Raw genomic sequence first — 18,262 nt, forward strand, 5'->3', positions numbered from 1 at the left:
TGTATAGGATATAAACACTAAAGTAAGCGTTTACATAACGGAACGTCAAATATACAGAATCAGTTACAAATATAAAAGGATGAAATACAAAAGCTGCTTCTTAAATACGAAGCAGCTTCTTGAGTTCTTTTGCATATGTACGGCTAACAGGTACTTTCGATCCTTCTTTCATGATTAAATTATAAGTAGAATTGAACCATGGCTGAATTTCAGTAATATGATTAATATTCGCAATAAAGCTACGATGGATGCGCATGAAGCTTGCTTGTGGTAACTTCTTCTCTAAAATTACAAGTGTATCATGTGTTACATACGTTTCCCTCATTGTTTTTACTGTTACTTTCCCATCTACAAGCCCTACATATATAATGTCTTCAATATTCACAAGTACGATTGATTCTTCAATTGGTAATGCTAATTTATGCATCTCTGCTGCTACATCTGTCCCCTTTATTTCGTGCTTCGTTTCTATTTGCGCTTGTTTTTGTTTTTTATACTTCTTTAATGTTTGCACAATACGTTCTTCATCAAATGGTTTTAAAATGTAGTCTAACGCATCTACTTCAAATGCTTGCAGCGCATATTGATCATAGGCAGTAGCAAATACAATTGCAGGTGGATTTTTCATCTTCTTTAATATATTCGCGATTTCAAATCCGTTATCATCGGATAATTGAATATCTAAAAACACAATATCTGGTCTACTTTGCATTAGTTCTTCTAATGCGTCTTCCACACAATCAGCCTCACCAACTATCTCAACTTCTTTCGTTCTCTCTAATAAATACTTTAGTTCATCACGTGCTAACATTTCATCGTCAACTACTAATACTTTTAACACCCGGCTCTTCCTCCCCTACTTTTTTTGGAATAATAAAGGTAATCTCCGTCCCTTTATTTAATTCACTTTCGATATGAAGCATCGTTTCTTTCCCAAATAACCCAATAAGACGTTCATTAATATTATATAAAGCTGTTCCAGTCCCTTTCTTTGATGAAACTACCATCTTTCCTAATTGTTCTAAACGTTCTTCCTCAATTCCCTGTCCATTATCTTTTACTTCAAAGTGAACCATACCCTCTTTTTCAAAAACATGCACTTCCACTTCGCATATTGGTTGCTTCTTCGGAAAAGCATGTCGCAGTGCATTTTCAACCAATAGTTGAAGAACAAATGGTGGTACTAAAGTTGTCTTTAGCTCATCCTCAATATACATCTTTACCTCATACTTATTTGGGAACCTTGCTTGTTCTAATGATAAGTATGCCTGTACGTGGTTTAATTCTTGCTCTAGTGGAATCAATAACTGACGTGCCCCTTGCAAATTACAACGAAAATACACGCTCAGCTGTAATAATAACTTCCTTGCTTTTTCTACATCTGTTCGGCATAAAGCTGATACTGTATTAATCGCATTAAATAAAAAGTGCGGGTTAATTTGTGCTTGTAATGCTTTTATCTCCGCATCTTGAAGTAATTTACTTTGCAACTCAGCTTCTCCTAACTCTAACTGCGTGGAGAATATCTTTGCTAACCCCTCTGCTAATTCTTCTTCAACGCGACTTAACTGGTTAGAATTTTTGAAATACAGTTTTAATGTACCTATCGTATTTCCATGTGAAGTTAGTGGAATAACAATAGCGGCTTGTAAGGGACAGCTTTCATGTTGGCAATTAATAACCTCACGTGATTTCGCCTTCATTATTTGTCCTGTATGTAAAACCTCTTTTGATAAACCAGTTATTAAACTATGTGAAGGAATATGGTGATCTGATGCTAATCCAACGTGCGCTAATATTTTCTCTGTATCTGTTAAAGATACCGCATCCGTTCCTGTAAAGCGGTGAATAATTTGTGCCACATGCTTACACGATTCTTCTGTTAAACCTTGACGAAAATACGGTAACGTTTTATCAGCAATACGCAATACTTTATGAGTCTGAAGTGCTTTTGCATTCTCCTCCTGACGCAAAATAGCTTGTATCATAGAAAGTAAAATAAAACTTCCAAAACTATTTACAAGAATCATCGGTATCGCTATTGTTTTCACAACGCTAATTCCATCCTCTATAATTAATAAAATCATAACCATTTCTAAAGATACGATAAAAACACTTAAAACTGCTGAAAACTTAGGAGTAATTGTACGATTATATTTTTTGAAAATATATCCGATATAACCAGTTATAATCCCCGCTAAAATAGAAGAGATTGCGCAGCTTAGCGCCGTCGTACCACCAAGCATATAACGATGAATACCAGCAATAAACCCTACTCCAACCCCTACGATAGGGCCACCAAGTAAGCCACTAATACCAACACCCATAATACGCGTATTCGCAATTGTACTTGACGAAGAAACACCTTGTAACCAATTTTCATTCATAATCGTATTTCCTGCTATTTCAATCCCAGTGTAATTGCTTACAATTGTAAATACCGAAAAAATACAAATAAGCTTAAGCTTATCTACATAGCCATCCTGTTTATGAAGGAGACGTCTGAAAGTTTTAATATGAGAGAGTAAAAATCCTAAAATAACTATAAGTCCGACTCGTTCAATCATCATGAGTACTAAATTTAGCATCTTTGATTCATTCCTTTTTATTTAGTTAGTTTTATTATGGGAAAATAATGAAGTCGGCGTCAAGAAGAACGAAGTATTTTTTGAAATATTTTACACATAATAACTTCCTCTTTATTTGACAATACAATAGAAGAGTGCTAAAAATAAAGTAATATAATACAGTCCTTTAACCCAACCCCGTGAGGTTGAGAAGGAAGTCGGAATACAATATACGTATGTTCTTTTTTGGGGATACGTATGCTTTTTTGGCCTTCTCATCATATCAGGTGAGAAGGCCTTTTGTTATTCTTCCATAGCGACTGTAGAAAATAAGGAGGAGTAATAATGAACGTCACTACTGATGTACAACAAATAACAGAGGAGACGAAAGCGAAAAGATATAAAACATTATTTGGTTCTGCGCTAGGATATGCAGCAGAAGGTTTAGATATGTTGCTATTATCTTTCGTACTTGTCTATATTTTAAAAGAGTTTCACTTAAGTCCTGTTGAAGGTGGAAACTTAACATTAGCTACCACAATAGGGATGTTAATTGGTTCTTATTTATTTGGATTTATTGCTGATTTATTTGGACGTATTCGTACAATGGCCTTCACAATCTTACTGTTTTCACTAGCAACCGCACTCATTTATTTCGCAACAGACTACTGGCAATTATTAATTCTTCGCTTTTTAGTTGGAATGGGAGTTGGTGGTGAATTCGGAATCGGAATGGCCATTGTAACAGAAACATGGTCTAAAGAAATGCGCGCTAAAGCGACATCTGTTGTTGCACTTGGATGGCAATTTGGTGTACTGGTTGCTTCACTCCTTCCAGCATTTATTGTCCCGCATTTTGGATGGAGAGCCGTTTTCTTATTTGGATTAATTCCAGCTTTACTAGCTGTCTATGTCCGTAAAAGTTTAAGTGAACCGAAAATATGGGAGCAAAAACAACGCTACAAAAAAGAACTATTACAAAAAGAAGCTGCAGGTAAATTAACACCTACTGAAGCAGAACAACTAAAACATATAAAAAAATTCCCACTTCGAAAGTTATTTGCCAGTAAAAAAGTAACAATCACAACAATCGGTCTTATTATTATGTCATTTATCCAGAACTTCGGATATTACGGAATCTTCACATGGATGCCAACTATTTTAGCAAATAAATATAACTATACATTAGCAAAAGCAAGTGGCTGGATGTTCATTTCTACCATCGGTATGCTAATTGGAATTGCAACCTTTGGTATTCTAGCTGATAAAATTGGTCGTCGTAAAACTTTTGCAATTTATTATATTGGCGGTACAGTATACTGTCTCATTTACTTCTTCTTATTCACAGATTCAACATTATTATTATGGGGAAGTGCATTGCTTGGATTCTTTGCAAATGGAATGATGGGAGGATTTGGGGCAATTTTAGCTGAAAACTATCCTGCTGAAGCTCGCTCTACCGCAGAAAACTTTATTTTCGGTACAGGACGTGGATTAGCTGGATTTGGGCCTGTTATCATCGGCTTACTCGCTACAGGTGGCAACCTACTTGGAGCATTGTCCCTGATTTTTATCATCTACCCAATCGGGTTAATTACAATGCTACTATGTGTACCAGAAACAAAGGGAAAAGTATTAGATTAAACGTAAAAGAGGAAGCATCTCATTTAAGATGCTTCCCCTTTTACGTTTTTATTTATTTTGATTTACTAGCCTTCTGAAATAAGAATGCAGTTTTATCTTCTTCTTTTACAATACCTTGTTTTAATGCTAATTCTCCCGCAACTTTAGGCGCTAACCATAGCATCGGGAATAACAAAATTGATACCGGAACTGCCGTCACTACGATAAACGATTGTAGCGCATTAATACTTCCTTCACCCATATATAAAAGAATTGCTGCAACTGCTCCCATAATAAGCGACCAAAAAATTCGCAAACTAATTCTAGGATCTCCGTCTCCAGTCACTGCCATTGAAATGGAATACGCCATTGAATCTCCTGTTGTCACTACAAATAAAATTGTTAATAAAAGAAATGCTGGTCCAATAATATTAGAAAGTGGCAATTGTCCTGTAATTGCAATCATAGCTGCCGGCATACCAGATTCACTTAATGCATCCGAGATAGAACCAGGATTCATTAACTCATAAAACACACCTGATCCACCTAATATAGTAAACCAAAACGTTGTAATAATAGGTGCGATAATTCCAATTGCAACGATGATTTCTCGAATCGTTCTCCCTCTTGAAATTCGACTCACTAAAATTGCCATCATTGGTCCGTATCCAATAAACCATCCCCAGAAAAATATTGTCCAAGATCCTAACCAACTTGTATCACCACGGTATGTGCTCATCGGTATAAACTCACTTACATAAAATCCAAACGAAGAAACAAACGAATCAATAATAAATCCACCTGGCCCAAATAGTAATATGAATGCCATTAACAAAATTGCTAATCTAACATTTAAATTACTTATAATTTGAATCCCTTTATCAATACCTGTTACTGCCGATATGGTAGACACGGCCACTACACAAACAATAATTGCTAATTGAGTAGTAAATACATCAGAAATTCCAAATAATTCTTGTAACCCATAACTTGCTTGTAAACCTAAAAATCCAATTGGGCCAATTGTACCTGCAGCTACTGCAATAATTGCAGCTGCATCAATTATCGTTCCAAGCAGGCTCTTTCTTAATTTTTCCCCAAAAATAGGATATAAAAGCGTTCGAGGTTTTAGCGGCATACCTTTATGATAATGTCCATACATCATAACTACTGCACTAATTGTACCTAAAATCGTCCATGCTAAAAATCCCCAATGCATATAACTTTGTGCTAAAGCAGGCATAACTGCTTCTTTCGTTCCAGCAGATATACCATCATGTATTGGTGGCACCGTCATCAAATGGTACATTGGCTCTGCTGCTGCCCAAAAAACGCCACCTCCGGCAAGTAAGGTAGACATAATAATAGCAAGCCATTTTGCCGTACTAATCTCAGGTTTTTCTAATCCCCCAAGTTTAACTCTCCCATATTTGGAGAACGCCATACACATCGCAACAATAAATGTACCTAATAATAAAACTTGCCAGAAGGCACCAAAATATTTAATTGAAAAAGCGAAACTGTTATTAATCGCACTCTCTACATAATCCTTGTTCAAAAAAACTGCAATTACAAATAATAAAAGTGAACCACCGCTAATAATAAATACAGGCCAATCAGTTTTTCGACTCTTCATCCTCATTTACACTTCCTCCTTCCTCAGCAATCTAAAAAAACAACTTTATTATGTTTTATTGTTTAAACCCAAAACACAATAATTATATATGCATAACATTTTATCGACTTCCCACATACTTATGTTGTCCCTAAAAATATGCCAAATCCCTTATTAAAAAGAAAGAATCTCTTCCTCTTACATAAAAAAGCAAAACAAAAGACCTTATATTTCTATAAGGTCTTCGAAACAGAAATTTGATTATAACATAAGGAACTCCTTGGTTCAAAAAGCCTCTTCCAAAAATAACCGAGAGTAAAGGCTTCCATTTGCTACATAACAGTAATTAAAAAAAATTATATTTCACAGAAAAAACCTACACTAAATATCATTTATGAAAGAAATTTGGCTTCAAAATTTCATTCGGATACGGTTTATGATAAATGTGGGTGGTAGCTGGAGATAATGGTGGAATAAGCCATACCCAATTACCTGTTACAACACGACCACAAGCAGCTTCTTGCTTCTCAAATTGCTGAAATTGTTGTGCAGCAGTATGATGATCAACAATACTAACTCCTTGTTTTTTAAAAGAGTGTAGTACGGCAATATTCAACTCAATTAGCGCCTTATCCTTCCATAACGTACCGTTTCTCGATGTATCTAAATCCATCATCTCCGCAACAGCCGGAAGTAAATTATAACGATCATGATCCGCTAAGTTGCGCGCCCCAATTTCTGTTCCCATATACCATCCATTGAACGGAGCGGCTGTATAAGAAATACCGCCAATTTCTAAGCGCATATCTGAAATCATTGGAACCCCATACCATTTTGCTCCAAGTGATGAAATAGGGTATTCTGGGTGTTCAATTGGCACTTCTTTTACTTCTTTCCTCGGAATTTCTTTATATGTAGGCGCCTTCCCGTTTATAGAAAATACAAGTGGCAATACATCGAAATTCGTACCTTCTCCTTGCCAGCCAAGCTCCTGACAAAAGTCCGTAAATGTAGCGGAATGCGAGTCACCGATCACTCCCATTTCTGTTTTATATCCTGCATATCGAATCAATTGGTGATTATAAATTCGTATATTATTTTCCTCACCTTGATATTGCTTAAAAATCGTAATAGTTGGTTTAATTTTCCCCTCGTTCGTTGCATATTTAATATGATGAATTAATGCATTATATACACCCTCTTCATCATTTACTTCGCGCGCATCTAATATGTGCATCTTACTCCAAAATAGTCTTCCAATACATCTATTACTGTTACGCCATGCCATTCGTGAACCATGAACAAGTTCTTCAAATGTATGCTCATATGTCCCTGTCTTCTCTATCTCAATTTGAATTTCTTTTATACGTTCTTCTATCAATTGTTCTTTATGAAGCTCCTTATAACAAATCGTAATAAAATTACTTGCTTCCTCTATTAATTGTTTCGTTTTACTCATAAACAATCTCCTTCTATTTCAACAAAACCTTGCTACTTTACAGTATAAGCAAAAAGGATAGGAGTCACAAATGAAATTGAGAGTGTTACTTTTATTGTAATATTTTTCAGAAAATTAACAGACTTACTATTGACTTATATGGAAAATGGGTGTATTTTTGACTCAGGTAAAGTATTTTTACCTAGACCAACTTTTTTAAATAGAAAGGAGGTAATGTTATGTCTTCATTTCAATTGCCAAAGCTTTCATATGACTATGATGAACTAGAGCCACATATCGATAGCAATACACTTTCCATTCATCATGGAAAGCACCATGCGACATACGTAAACAATTTAAATGCTACTTTAGAAAATTATACTGAATTACATAATAAATCTTTAGAAGAATTACTATGTAATTTAGATGCTTTACCGAAGGAAATTGTTACAGCTGTAAGAAATAACGGTGGTGGTCACTATTGTCATAGTCTTTTTTGGGAAGTGATGAGCCCACGAGGTGGCGGTGAGCCTAATGGAGACGTTGCAAAAGTAATTGATTATTATTTCAATACCTTTGACAACTTAAAAGATCAACTTTCCAAAGCAGCTATTAGTCGTTTTGGAAGTGGCTATGGATGGCTTGTTCTTGACGGTGAGGAACTCTCTGTTATGAGTACACCAAATCAAGATACGCCTTTGCAAGAAGGGAAAATCCCCTTACTCGTAATTGATGTATGGGAACATGCTTATTATTTAAAGTATCAAAATCGGCGCCCAGAGTTTGTTACCAATTGGTGGCATACAGTAAACTGGGACCAAGTAAACGAGAAGTATTTACAAGCAATTCAATTACAAAAACATTAGTCGTATGTATAAGGTAAATTTGGTAATGTAAAATCAGTATTGTCGAAATCCTCCAGAATCCCCCGGATTGCCACCGGGGGATTTATGATTACTTCATTGTATTTATATAATGTTTTAAAACATTTTTTATTTCTAGTTTCAGCTCTCGGAACAAAAATCCAAATTTACGAGCCTTTCCATTATGTAACGTACAGTTAGTTACCTCATTATAAGGAGCTATATTTTCTCCAGCTTCCTGGATGAGTGCTTTTATTCCCGTCTTCTCTTCTATGAAATGAATAATTTCTTCCGTAGAAACTACCCCGTTACTACAGGCGTTAATTGGTCCTTTCACATTTTCCATTCCGCACCAAGCTAGAAACTCTCCTGCCTCTTTTTCATGTATAAATGACAAAGTTCCATCTACATGATCCACAACAATAGGTTTTTGGTTCACAACACATTCAACGTAAAATTGTAACCTTTTCGTATAGTCATTTTCTCCAATAACAACTGGAAAACGCACTGCAACGACTGGGAATGTTGCATATTGAAATAAAACCGCTTCGGCTAATCGCTTTCCTTCACTATAATTAAAATCATTTCTATCTCCATATGTAATTGCATATTCGTATGGATTAAAGTCCTCTTCTAACAAACTTAATGCAGGTTCATAGACAGCCATTGAAGATGTCATAATATACTTCTTCGTTTTTCCTTTCAAAACTTCACATACCATTTTCGCTGCATTTGAACTATAGCATAAATTATCGTATACAATATCATAACTTTTTCCTTCTAGACGCTCTTCTAGTAGCTTTCTATCTTCTCTATCGACAATTATTCTTTTTACTGAGCTACCAAAAGAATCTTCAGTAACTCCCCTTGTGGCAATTGTTACATCGTGTCCAGCTTGCAAAAGGTACTCTACTAAATGTTTACCAAAAAACCTTGTTCCTCCTAGCACCAACGCTTTCTTCAATTTCATCATCCCCATTTTCATGATTTATGAGATACCACCTCTTTTATTATAAAACGCTAATATATATAAAAGCATGAAATCAGTTTAACGATTCCATGCTTTTATGCAGATCATATATTAACGTACTCGATATTTATAAATACAATAACAGAAGTACAAAATAGAAATTACTGATACATAAACCCATAGTTCATATACGAATCCCTCTCCCCATACTCCCATAAAATAAAATAGTGAAGGTAAAGTCAATGTTACCCATGATTGTACGAAGGCAATCCTTCCAAGATATTGATTGATGTTCTTCTTTTGTGTATTTAATACAAAGAATAAATACCAAAGTAATGCCCACATAAACCACGTTAATGCATTAACAACATCATGGAATTGAACAAATGAAACAACCATATAGAATAAAGCAATAATTGCTACCCAAATACAAAACCATCCTAGACCACTACTATCCATTCCTTTTATAAAAGTAACACCTACATATAAATAAGTTAATCCAAATAAGAAAGTAGCCGCATATGAATACACTGTCCAATTGCTTTGGTCAGAAATCATGATCAAATAAAACGGAATAATAATTTGTAGTGCACCCACAAATAAATTAAAAACACCCGCACTTTTCATCTCTGCTTTCCCTAATATAACAAGACTATTTAAAAATAAAGCTGCCCCTGAAAGTAATAATCCTATATAACCCATATATATTCGTGTGAAAATCTTTACCTTTCACACTTTTAACCTCCCCACACTATAAAGTGATACTGATATTATTTTTCTTCCCATTTAAAACTACATACATAATTTTTCATCTGAATAAGTCAGACCTCCTACCTTAAAAAGGAGCGAACTTAAAACGCTTTCAATAATAAATAATCCTATCAAAATATGAAATAGGATTCCTTGATTATAAACGGACTCTAGCAATGATACAAGTGTTGGAATACTTTTCAATAATACGCTTTCAATTTCTATAAAAAATTAATAAAATAATACATTCCTCTATCTCATTCTACTATCTTCTAGCATAAGATATTGTAAAATCATATCATTTTAAGAAAGGTTTGATATTTATGCCTCTTCATTATCCAAATCATTCTGTTTTTCACTCTACAGGTGTGTTAACGAGAGAGCCTGCAACTATTTCAGCAGTCGTAAACATTGTAAATTTAGATGCATATTACGCTCACTATGTAAATATAGAAGTGTGGGATTGGTCTAATTATTCTAATCCTGTAAAGTTACCTGTATTAATTGGTGAAAATATAGAAGTAGAATTCCCATATGTTTTACAAGGCAATCATCTCGCAGTCTTGTATGCTAATTTAGATGAGACTGTTGATTTGTATGAAATACGTATTTCTTATCCCGCTCACTCCAATATTATTGCAAATTGTTTCGGACGAAGTCTCCCACCATATACAAGTCAAGAGGGAAACACAGTATATCACAAACAGCTTGTTCGAATTCATTAATTCCTCCTATTATGTAATAGGTGATGGTCCGTAATACATTCTTTCTTATGAGAAAATTGTATTACGGACCTAAAACGCGATAGTACCCCTTAGCAGTTTTTGATTGTTTCAAATCCTCAATTTTGTATAAGGAATAGGCTTGAATCAAAACCTTTAATTTCTTTTAATAAATTTACATACGCTCGCTGAAATTGCTCTTGTGTTGCTGGCTGATCATAAAGTAGGGGTTTTACGGGCAGTTGATTCCCCATCTATATCCTTTCCGATAATTTTCCTTATTTATAACAATAACTTTGTAGCACTTTTCAAATCTCCATTCCCTTACTACTAGGCTATATTAAATACAATTTCGTTCTAAGACGAAAAATAGAACGCATACTTAATAATCAATACACTTACTGACATTGAAAATATTGATTCCTACACGTGTTGTCAGCCAAATATTCCTATAAAACAGCGAACATTCTTTTCTAGGTTAGCTAATAAACTTAATAAAAAATGACCTCTTGCTTTTATGCAAAGGTCATTTTTTATTCATCATTAAACTTCTAAATAGCCATTTTTATTATTTGATTGCCATTTCCAAGAATCTGCACACATCTCTTCTAATCCGCGTGTTGCCTCCCAGCCTAATTCACGCTTTGCTTTAGATGCATCAGCAAAACACACTGCCACGTCACCTGGGCGACGCTCTGTAATTTTATACGGAACTTTCTTGCCCGAAACTTTTTCAAACGCTTTAACCATCTCTAGTACACTATAGCCCATGCCTGTGCCTAGGTTATAAGCATCTACTCCTGTTGTATTCAGTACTTTCTCAAGCGCCTTTACGTGACCATTTGCTAAGTCCACAACATGAATGTAATCACGGACTCCCGTTCCATCTTTCGTTGGATAGTCATTTCCGAATACACTTAATTCTTTTAACTTACCTACTGCTACTTGCGTTACATATGGCATTAAGTTATTTGGAATTCCATTTGGATCTTCTCCAATACGCCCACTCTCGTGTGCACCAAATGGATTGAAATAACGCAGTAACGCGATACTCCATTCTGCATCTGCAAATGCTACATCACGCATAATTTGCTCAATCATTAATTTCGTTTGACCATATGGATTTGTTGCACTTAATGGAAACTCCTCCGTAATCGGTGACGTTTCCGGGATACCATATACAGTTGCAGATGAACTAAAGATCATCTTCTTAACATTATGTTTCTGCATTACTTCACATAGCACTAACGTGCTTGTAATGTTGTTATGATAATATGTTAATGGAATCGCTACTGACTCCCCTACAGCTTTAAATCCTGCAAAGTGAATAACTGCGTCAATTGCATTTTCTTCAAAAATTGCGTCAAGCACTTCATGATTTAAAACATCTTCTTTATAAAACTTAAATTGTTTTCCTGTTATTTCTTTCACTCGATTTATAGATTCTACCGAGCTATTCGAAAGGTTATCCACTACTATAACTTCGTAACCGCTATTTAGTAATTCTACGCATGTATGACTACCAATATATCCTGCTCCACCTGTTACAAGTATTGCCATAATTATAGTCCTCCATATTTCATTCATTATAAACTTCTCAAAGTATATCACATATTTCTTATCCTATGTTTAACATGCGAACACAGAAACTTACATTTTATCCCATAATGATTTTATAACATATACGATTCTAATCAGGTAACAAAAAAACGCCACATAATTTTTATTATGTGGCGTTTTTTTTATTAAATTACGTAACAATATACACTTAGAAAATGCGCAAGACTACCTAATAATACAAAAACATGAAAAATTTCATGATGCCCCATATGTTTAAACTCTAACCATTTTGGCTTTGTTCCATAAATAAATCCACCAATTGTATAAAGAATGCCTCCAAGTACTAGAAGCACGATACCTCCTGCACTTAAGTTAGCAGCTAACGGTGCAAAGAACAGAACAATTAACCAGCCCATTGTAATATAAATTGCTGTTGATAACCATCTCGGGCAACTAAACCAAAACATTTTAAAAACAATACCACAAATGGCCGTTGCATAAACTAAACAAAATAATAATAAACCGTTTGCGGAATGTAATGTAATTAAACAAAATGGTGCATATGTACCTGCAATTAATATAAAAATCATAGAGTGATCAAGCTTTCGAAAGAAATAAATAACTCGTTCACTGGCTACCACACTATGATATACAGCTGATGCTGTATACAGAACCATCATTCCGATGCCAAACAAAATAACAGCTGTAATTGCCGCAAAAGATGGCATCTTACTAGAAACTTTTACAAGCATAGCTAATAATGCAATAAATGATAATACAGCTCCCCCCAAGTGGGTAAAAGCATTAACCGGTTCCCTTATATAAGCATTCATATAAACACCCCTCATATAATTACATGTAGTTTTGATAACTACATGTAATTATATACGCATTATTATTAGAGGTCAACATTTACAATTCATTTGTTTCGTAATACCATATTTAGAGATAAATTTAACTTTATGCTCCACTAAGTTATAAAAGTGAGGGGTTCTACTTGAAAAATATAAATAAATTGCTTGAAACATTACATTTAGAAAAAAATATTACGCTTGAGGATATTCCAAATGTCGACTTGTATGTAGACCAGGTTGTCCAACTATTTGAAAATACTTATGCGGATACAACAAGAACCGATGATGAAAAAGTATTAACAAAAACAATGATTAACAATTATGCAAAAGGGAAACTGTTTATTCCAATCAAAAATAAAAAATACTCAAAAGAGCATATGATTTTAATTAGCCTAATTTATCAATTAAAAGGGGCCCTTTCCATTAATGACATAAAAAGCTCCTTAGAAAATATAAATGAATCCTTATTAGGCGATGATTCCTTCGAATTAAATACGCTATATAAAGATTATCTTACCCTTACCGAAAACAACGTTGAAAACTTTACACAAGACGTAAATAACCGTGTTTCAGAAGTAAGTGAGATTTCTTCCTTAGAAAATCCGAACCTAGAGAAATTTTTATTACTAACATCATTTGTGTCGATGAGTAATATGTACAGACGCTTAGCTGAGAAGTTGATTGATGATTTAAAAGAGTCCTAATAACTATCCGAATGATTGTAGTATTTTAGAAATTATATTTTCTAAGTATCCTCTCATGTTTATTTTTCTATTGGAATTTTACTCTTTCAAACTAAAAAAGTACATTTTGCATACTGGCAAAATGTACTTCTCTCTAAAATTATAATTTTTACTGTTTCTTTATTAGTAATTCAAAGCGATCACAATACTCTTTTACTAATAATTTACACATAGCATAGAAAATAAAAACATTAATAGTAACGATAAACATTCCCATATTCGTATTAGAGCCTGCATACAGAACCATTACTAGATTTAAAAAGATTGTTAACGTTAATCCTAAAGCTATTCCTGTCCACTTCATTTCATATAGCAATAAAAAGATGACAAATACTAATGCTGGGAAAGCATATCTCTCATGCATTTGCGTAGGTAACATAAAGAATGCAAAACTTATAAAAGTCGCTGCTTTTAATAGAATTGCCGTATTCATATGGCGATGGAAAAAGACATATAAACAAGTTAATGCCGCTGCAATAGACAAGAGTATTAATCCAACTGTTTTCAATGTAATATGTGGTAAAACTTGAATAGTATCTACCGTATTAGGATCCGTACCAATCGCGTAATACCAAATATTCATAGCAAATACAGTTACCGTTGGGAAAGTACCCACCGCATTTAAATATGCTTGTGTCAACATAGTAATAAATGTTCCATGTGCTGCGAAATAAAGGCCGAATATTAATAACGGGATACAGAACCCTATTATAAATTTAATTAATTGCTTACCTTCTCTTTTTTCAAAAATGATTTTTAGGAAATACATAGCAAATACAGGCGCAATTACGATTGATTGAAATTTAGCTAGTAACGCTATAGCGTAAATAGCACCAGACCAAGTTGGCTTATACATTAGCAATAAAATAGAACTAACCATCAATATACTATGTAACATGTCTACTTGACCCCAAATAGTCCCATCCACTATAACTGCTGGACTAAATGCAAAAAATGTCACTAATGCTGCTCTCACAATCGAATTTTCTATCCTTTTAGAAGCTATAGCAAAAATAATTATAGCCACTACTTCAAATGCAATTGATGGGACTCGAATTAAAACACCAGCAGCATCCACGGATATATTAAAAAATGACAATATCACTCCATAAATACCTAAAAGAGCTAAGAAAAACGGAGGGTAGTTTACTAAATCCCCATGTGCATACACATCACCTAATCCATATTTACCTACCGTGTTCATCCAATCCACGAAAAATAGTTGATCTCGTTCATATCCTTCTAAATGAAATGCTAAATATATTCGTAATAAAAGAGATGCAACAACTACTACCATCAAATAAAAATGAAGCCATTTAAAACTCCACCTATCTTGAGTAAAATTCATTTCATAAACACCGTCCTTATTTTTTATAGCTTACAACAATTAAAATAAAATTGATTTACTTATATAAAAATATACTCCTAAACGAATTAACAATTTTCCCATTAAACGGTAGAAAAAACCAATTAAAAATACTAACATACAAAAAAACAATCGTCAATCACGTATTGGTTAAAGTCCATTCACATTATCCACTCTATAAGTAAGCCCCAAAAAAATATCCACCTTTAAAGTGGATATTTTCATTTATTTAATTGCCTCATGAACTTTTAATTGTTTACCTTTTATCGTTGTATTTCTCATAACCTTTAAAACCAGTGGTCCTTTTCCATTTAATATTTCAACGTAAGAAACGTTATCTTGTATCGTAATAATGCCTATATCTTCTGCTGTAACACCTTTAATTTTAGCAATTGTCCCGACGAAATCTACCGCTCTAATTTTCTTTTTCTTCCCGCCATTAAAGTACAGCTTCATAATGCCTTTGTTTATGTCCGCATTTTTATCTTTCTTTATAATTGGTTTAGCATATATCTTTTCTTCAAATGCAGCTTTCTCTTTCATAACTTCTTCTTTTGAAGGTCCAATTGCCTTTGGAATTTCAAAACCAATATACTCCTCAATCTCTTCTAAAAATCTATTTTCATATGGTGTTATAAATGTAATAGCTTTTCCACTATTTCCAGCTCGTCCCGTTCTTCCAGTACGATGTACATAGCTTTCTTTTTCAAGTGGAATATCATAATTAATAACATGTGTAATATTATCAATATCAATTCCTCTCGCAGCCACGTCTGTTGCTACTAAATAACGGAATTTCCCTTTTCTAAAATCATCCATGACTTCAAAACGATCTTCTTGTACCATACCACCATGTATTTTGTCGCAAGGATAGTTAGCTCGTTTTAACTGTCTATATACATGATCTACATTTTCTTGTGTACGGCAGAAAATAATACAACTATCAGGATTCTCAATCGTTGTTACATCTTTAAGTAGTGAAAGCTTCTCGTCTTCTATCACCTCAAAAAGAGTATGTTCAATTTTATCCGTTGTAATCCCAGCTGCTTTAATTTCGATATGAGTTGGTGAATTCATATATGTACGAGACAATTTTTCAACATCTTCTGGAAGTGTTGCTGAGAATAGCATTGTCATTCTTTTTATAGGTAATTCATCAATAATTGCCTCTACTTGATCGATAAAGCCCATATTTAGCATCTCATCTGCTTCATCAATAACTAAATACTTCAAACACTCTAAAGAAAGGGTACCCTTTTCAATATGATCCAACACACGACCAGGAGTCCCAACTACAATATGTGTCTTTTGCTTTAATTCTAATTTTTGACGTGCAAATGGAGATTTCCCATAAACTGCCGCAGCCTTAATCCTTTTGAATCGACCTATATTTGTAATATCTTCTTTTACCTGTACCGCAAGCTCTCTCGTCGGTGTTAAAACTAATGCTTGTGGTTTATTCTCTTCCCACTCCACCATTTCACAAAGCGGAATACCAAATGAAGCTGTTTTTCCACTTCCAGTCTGGGACTTCACAACAAGATCCTTCTTTTGTAATGCGACTGGAATAACCTCACCTTGTACTTCTGTTGGATGATCATATCCTAACCCAGTAAGCGCCCTTACAATTTCCTTACTTAATTTATAATCAGAAAAACTTTTTTTACTCATATATTAACCTCATTTTATTCTGTATTATTTTCTTTTTTATCTTTTGTATACGTTACTATCACCCTACTTATTATACTTGAAACCTCACATAAAAAGGTGGATCATATCAGATTCATCTTTTTATATAGAAATAAACCTTATCATTTCATATATTGTTCAACTAATTGATAACATCTTTTGCTCGTATTGTTAGCATTAACCCTTTCATAGTACCCTCATCCTACCAAAAAATAAAAAGAATACATACAACCTTGTATAATTATCTCAATTTTTCAACCTTTTTTCATAAACGAACAATACAATTGAAAAAACGTTTTAAATTCGTTTTTAACGTTTTTTTTCAGATATAAAATCTACTTTTTAAAAAAATGTTAAGAAATCCTTTGACTTCTTAATAAAAATAATGTAAATTATCCTATGGACGAACATTTTTGATTAATAAAAATAAAATATTCGTATTTTAGGGGTGTAAATGATGGAAAACGTATTCGACTATGAAGATATTCAATTAATTCCTGCAAAATGTATTGTAAATAGCCGCTCTGAATGTGATACAACTGTCACTTTAGGAAAACATAAATTTAAATTACCTGTCGTGCCTGCAAATATGCAAACGATTATTGATGAAAGAATCGCAACTTATTTAGCTGAAAACAATTACTTCTATATCATGCATCGTTTCCAACCAGAGAAACGAATCTCATTCATTAGAGATATGCAATCACGTGGATTAATCGCTTCTATCAGCGTTGGTGTAAAAGAGGACGAATATGAATTCGTACAACAATTAGCTGCTGAGCAACTTACACCTGAATATATCACGATTGATATCGCACACGGTCATTCTAATGCTGTGATTAACATGATTCAACATATTAAAAAACATTTACCAGAGAGCTTCGTTATCGCTGGAAACGTTGGAACTCCCGAAGCGGTAAGAGAATTAGAAAATGCTGGTGCCGATGCAACAAAAGTTGGTATTGGACCTGGTAAAGTTTGTATTACTAAAATTAAAACAGGCTTCGGAACTGGTGGTTGGCAGCTAGCTGCACTTCGTTGGTGTGCAAAAGCTGCAAGTAAGCCAATTATCGCTGATGGTGGTATTCGTACACACGGCGACGTAGCTAAATCTATTCGATTTGGGGCAACTATGGTCATGATCGGTTCTCTATTCGCTGGTCACGAAGAGTCTCCAGGGGAAACAATTGAAAGAGATGGCAAACTTTATAAAGAATACTTCGGTTCTGCTTCTGAATTCCAAAAGGGTGAGAAGAAAAACGTTGAAGGTAAGAAAATGTTCGTTGAGCATAAAGGTTCTTTAGAAGATACGTTAATCGAAATGGAACAAGATCTTCAATCTTCTATCTCTTACGCTGGTGGAACAAAACTAGATGCTATTCGTACTGTAGATTATGTTGTCGTGAAAAACTCAATTTTTAATGGTGACAAAGTATATTAATTCTTAAAATTAAAAAGAAGGAGAAGCATAGAATTGCTTCTCCTTCTTTTTAATATATAAA

Annotated in this window: 15 protein-coding genes; 5 read left to right on the forward strand and 10 right to left on the reverse strand. The window is 34.0% G+C overall.

Annotation, left to right across the window (positions count from 1 at the left end):
• Positions 1-100 precede the first annotated feature (100 nt).
• Both BM089_RS24500 and lytS read right to left on the reverse strand, forming a co-directional pair.
• A complete protein-coding gene (locus tag BM089_RS24500; protein ID WP_000921848.1) occupies positions 101-841 on the reverse strand; it encodes a LytR/AlgR family response regulator transcription factor in 741 nt (246 codons plus the stop codon).
• Positions 819-2,588, reverse strand: a complete 1,770-nt coding sequence (gene lytS, locus BM089_RS24505) for a two-component system sensor histidine kinase LytS (protein ID WP_000933592.1) — start codon at positions 2,586-2,588, stop codon at positions 819-821. Before lytS ends, BM089_RS24500 begins: the two co-directional genes overlap by 23 nt.
• Positions 2,589-2,912: 324 nt before the next feature.
• Between lytS and BM089_RS24510 the strand changes: the two genes are divergently transcribed.
• Positions 2,913-4,211 (forward strand): MFS transporter, encoded by a 1,299-nt coding sequence (locus tag BM089_RS24510; RefSeq protein ID WP_016513283.1) that lies wholly within the window; start codon positions 2,913-2,915, stop codon positions 4,209-4,211.
• 52 nt (positions 4,212-4,263) lie between these two features.
• Here BM089_RS24510 and BM089_RS24515 read toward each other — a convergent pair whose 3' ends face one another.
• Positions 4,264-5,832, reverse strand: coding sequence for a BCCT family transporter (locus tag BM089_RS24515; protein ID WP_001242450.1), 1,569 nt, complete (start codon positions 5,830-5,832; stop codon positions 4,264-4,266).
• A 361-nt stretch (positions 5,833-6,193) separates the two neighbouring features.
• The gene (locus BM089_RS24520; protein WP_090978335.1) at positions 6,194-7,264 is read right to left on the reverse strand and encodes a nitric oxide synthase oxygenase; all 1,071 of its coding nucleotides are present in this window, start codon (positions 7,262-7,264) and stop codon (positions 6,194-6,196) included.
• 218 nt (positions 7,265-7,482) lie between these two features.
• On the opposite strand from BM089_RS24520, the gene sodA reads away from it, so the two are divergent.
• Entirely contained in the window at positions 7,483-8,109 is a 627-nt protein-coding gene (gene sodA, locus BM089_RS24530) for a superoxide dismutase [Mn] (RefSeq protein WP_061667942.1), read from the forward strand.
• 88 nt (positions 8,110-8,197) lie between these two features.
• Here the strand turns inward: sodA and BM089_RS24535 are convergent, their stop codons facing one another.
• Together BM089_RS24535 and BM089_RS24540 are read right to left on the reverse strand one after the other, a co-directional pair.
• Positions 8,198-9,091, reverse strand: a complete 894-nt coding sequence (locus BM089_RS24535; protein WP_139213330.1) for an NAD-dependent epimerase/dehydratase family protein — start codon at positions 9,089-9,091, stop codon at positions 8,198-8,200.
• Positions 9,092-9,187: 96 nt separating this feature from the next.
• Positions 9,188-9,778, reverse strand: a complete 591-nt coding sequence (locus tag BM089_RS24540; RefSeq protein WP_000540540.1) for an AmiS/UreI family transporter — start codon at positions 9,776-9,778, stop codon at positions 9,188-9,190.
• Between the two features lie 371 nt (positions 9,779-10,149).
• On the opposite strand from BM089_RS24540, the gene BM089_RS24550 reads away from it, so the two are divergent.
• Positions 10,150-10,551: a hypothetical protein gene (locus BM089_RS24550; protein WP_090978339.1), complete on the forward strand. Its 402-nt coding sequence runs from the start codon at positions 10,150-10,152 to the stop codon at positions 10,549-10,551.
• A 540-nt stretch (positions 10,552-11,091) separates the two neighbouring features.
• Here BM089_RS24550 and galE read toward each other — a convergent pair.
• Positions 11,092-12,108: a UDP-glucose 4-epimerase GalE gene (gene galE / locus BM089_RS24555; RefSeq protein WP_053563268.1), complete on the reverse strand. Its 1,017-nt coding sequence runs from the start codon at positions 12,106-12,108 to the stop codon at positions 11,092-11,094.
• A gap of 185 nt (positions 12,109-12,293) precedes the next feature.
• A complete protein-coding gene (locus BM089_RS24560; protein ID WP_090978341.1) occupies positions 12,294-12,941 on the reverse strand; it encodes a PAQR family membrane homeostasis protein TrhA in 648 nt (215 codons plus the stop codon).
• Between the two features lie 164 nt (positions 12,942-13,105).
• Here BM089_RS24560 and BM089_RS24565 point away from each other — a divergent pair, with 164 nt between their 5' ends.
• Entirely contained in the window at positions 13,106-13,666 is a 561-nt protein-coding gene (locus BM089_RS24565) for a DUF1836 domain-containing protein (protein ID WP_090978343.1), read from the forward strand.
• Positions 13,667-13,814: 148 nt separating this feature from the next.
• Here BM089_RS24565 and BM089_RS24570 read toward each other — a convergent pair whose 3' ends face one another.
• Both BM089_RS24570 and dbpA read right to left on the reverse strand, forming a co-directional pair.
• Complete coding sequence (locus BM089_RS24570; protein WP_002094212.1) at positions 13,815-15,053, reverse strand: hypothetical protein; 1,239 nt, start codon at positions 15,051-15,053, stop codon at positions 13,815-13,817.
• A gap of 243 nt (positions 15,054-15,296) precedes the next feature.
• Positions 15,297-16,742 (reverse strand): ATP-dependent RNA helicase DbpA, encoded by a 1,446-nt coding sequence (dbpA, locus tag BM089_RS24575; RefSeq protein WP_053563264.1) that lies wholly within the window; start codon positions 16,740-16,742, stop codon positions 15,297-15,299.
• Positions 16,743-17,217: 475 nt separating this feature from the next.
• Here dbpA and guaC point away from each other — a divergent pair, with 475 nt between their 5' ends.
• Positions 17,218-18,201, forward strand: coding sequence for a GMP reductase (gene guaC, locus BM089_RS24580; protein ID WP_000432447.1), 984 nt, complete (start codon positions 17,218-17,220; stop codon positions 18,199-18,201).
• The last annotated feature ends 61 nt before the right edge of the window (positions 18,202-18,262 follow it).

The organism is Bacillus sp. 5mfcol3.1 (genome assembly GCF_900114335.1).
GTDB classification, from domain to species: Bacteria; Bacillota; Bacilli; order Bacillales; family Bacillaceae_G; genus Bacillus_A; species Bacillus_A thuringiensis_S.

Excerpts from the sequence above, each read along its gene's own strand:
- lytS (WP_000933592.1), bottom strand. The coding sequence starts at position 2,588 with ATGCTAAATTTAGTACTCATGATGATTGAACGAGTCGGACTTATAGTT.
- BM089_RS24550 (WP_090978339.1), top strand. The coding sequence starts at position 10,150 with ATGCCTCTTCATTATCCAAATCATTCTGTTTTTCACTCTACAGGTGTG.
- sodA (WP_061667942.1), top strand. The coding sequence starts at position 7,483 with ATGTCTTCATTTCAATTGCCAAAGCTTTCATATGACTATGATGAACTA.
- BM089_RS24510 (WP_016513283.1), top strand. The coding sequence starts at position 2,913 with ATGAACGTCACTACTGATGTACAACAAATAACAGAGGAGACGAAAGCG.
- BM089_RS24560 (WP_090978341.1), bottom strand. The coding sequence starts at position 12,941 with ATGAATGCTTATATAAGGGAACCGGTTAATGCTTTTACCCACTTGGGG.
- guaC (WP_000432447.1), top strand. The coding sequence starts at position 17,218 with ATGGAAAACGTATTCGACTATGAAGATATTCAATTAATTCCTGCAAAA.
- BM089_RS24570 (WP_002094212.1), bottom strand. The coding sequence starts at position 15,053 with ATGAATTTTACTCAAGATAGGTGGAGTTTTAAATGGCTTCATTTTTAT.
- galE (WP_053563268.1), bottom strand. The coding sequence starts at position 12,108 with ATGGCAATACTTGTAACAGGTGGAGCAGGATATATTGGTAGTCATACA.
- BM089_RS24515 (WP_001242450.1), bottom strand. The coding sequence starts at position 5,832 with ATGAGGATGAAGAGTCGAAAAACTGATTGGCCTGTATTTATTATTAGC.
- BM089_RS24540 (WP_000540540.1), bottom strand. The coding sequence starts at position 9,778 with ATGGGTTATATAGGATTATTACTTTCAGGGGCAGCTTTATTTTTAAAT.
- BM089_RS24520 (WP_090978335.1), bottom strand. The coding sequence starts at position 7,264 with ATGAGTAAAACGAAACAATTAATAGAGGAAGCAAGTAATTTTATTACG.
- BM089_RS24535 (WP_139213330.1), bottom strand. The coding sequence starts at position 9,091 with ATGAAAATGGGGATGATGAAATTGAAGAAAGCGTTGGTGCTAGGAGGA.
- dbpA (WP_053563264.1), bottom strand. The coding sequence starts at position 16,742 with ATGAGTAAAAAAAGTTTTTCTGATTATAAATTAAGTAAGGAAATTGTA.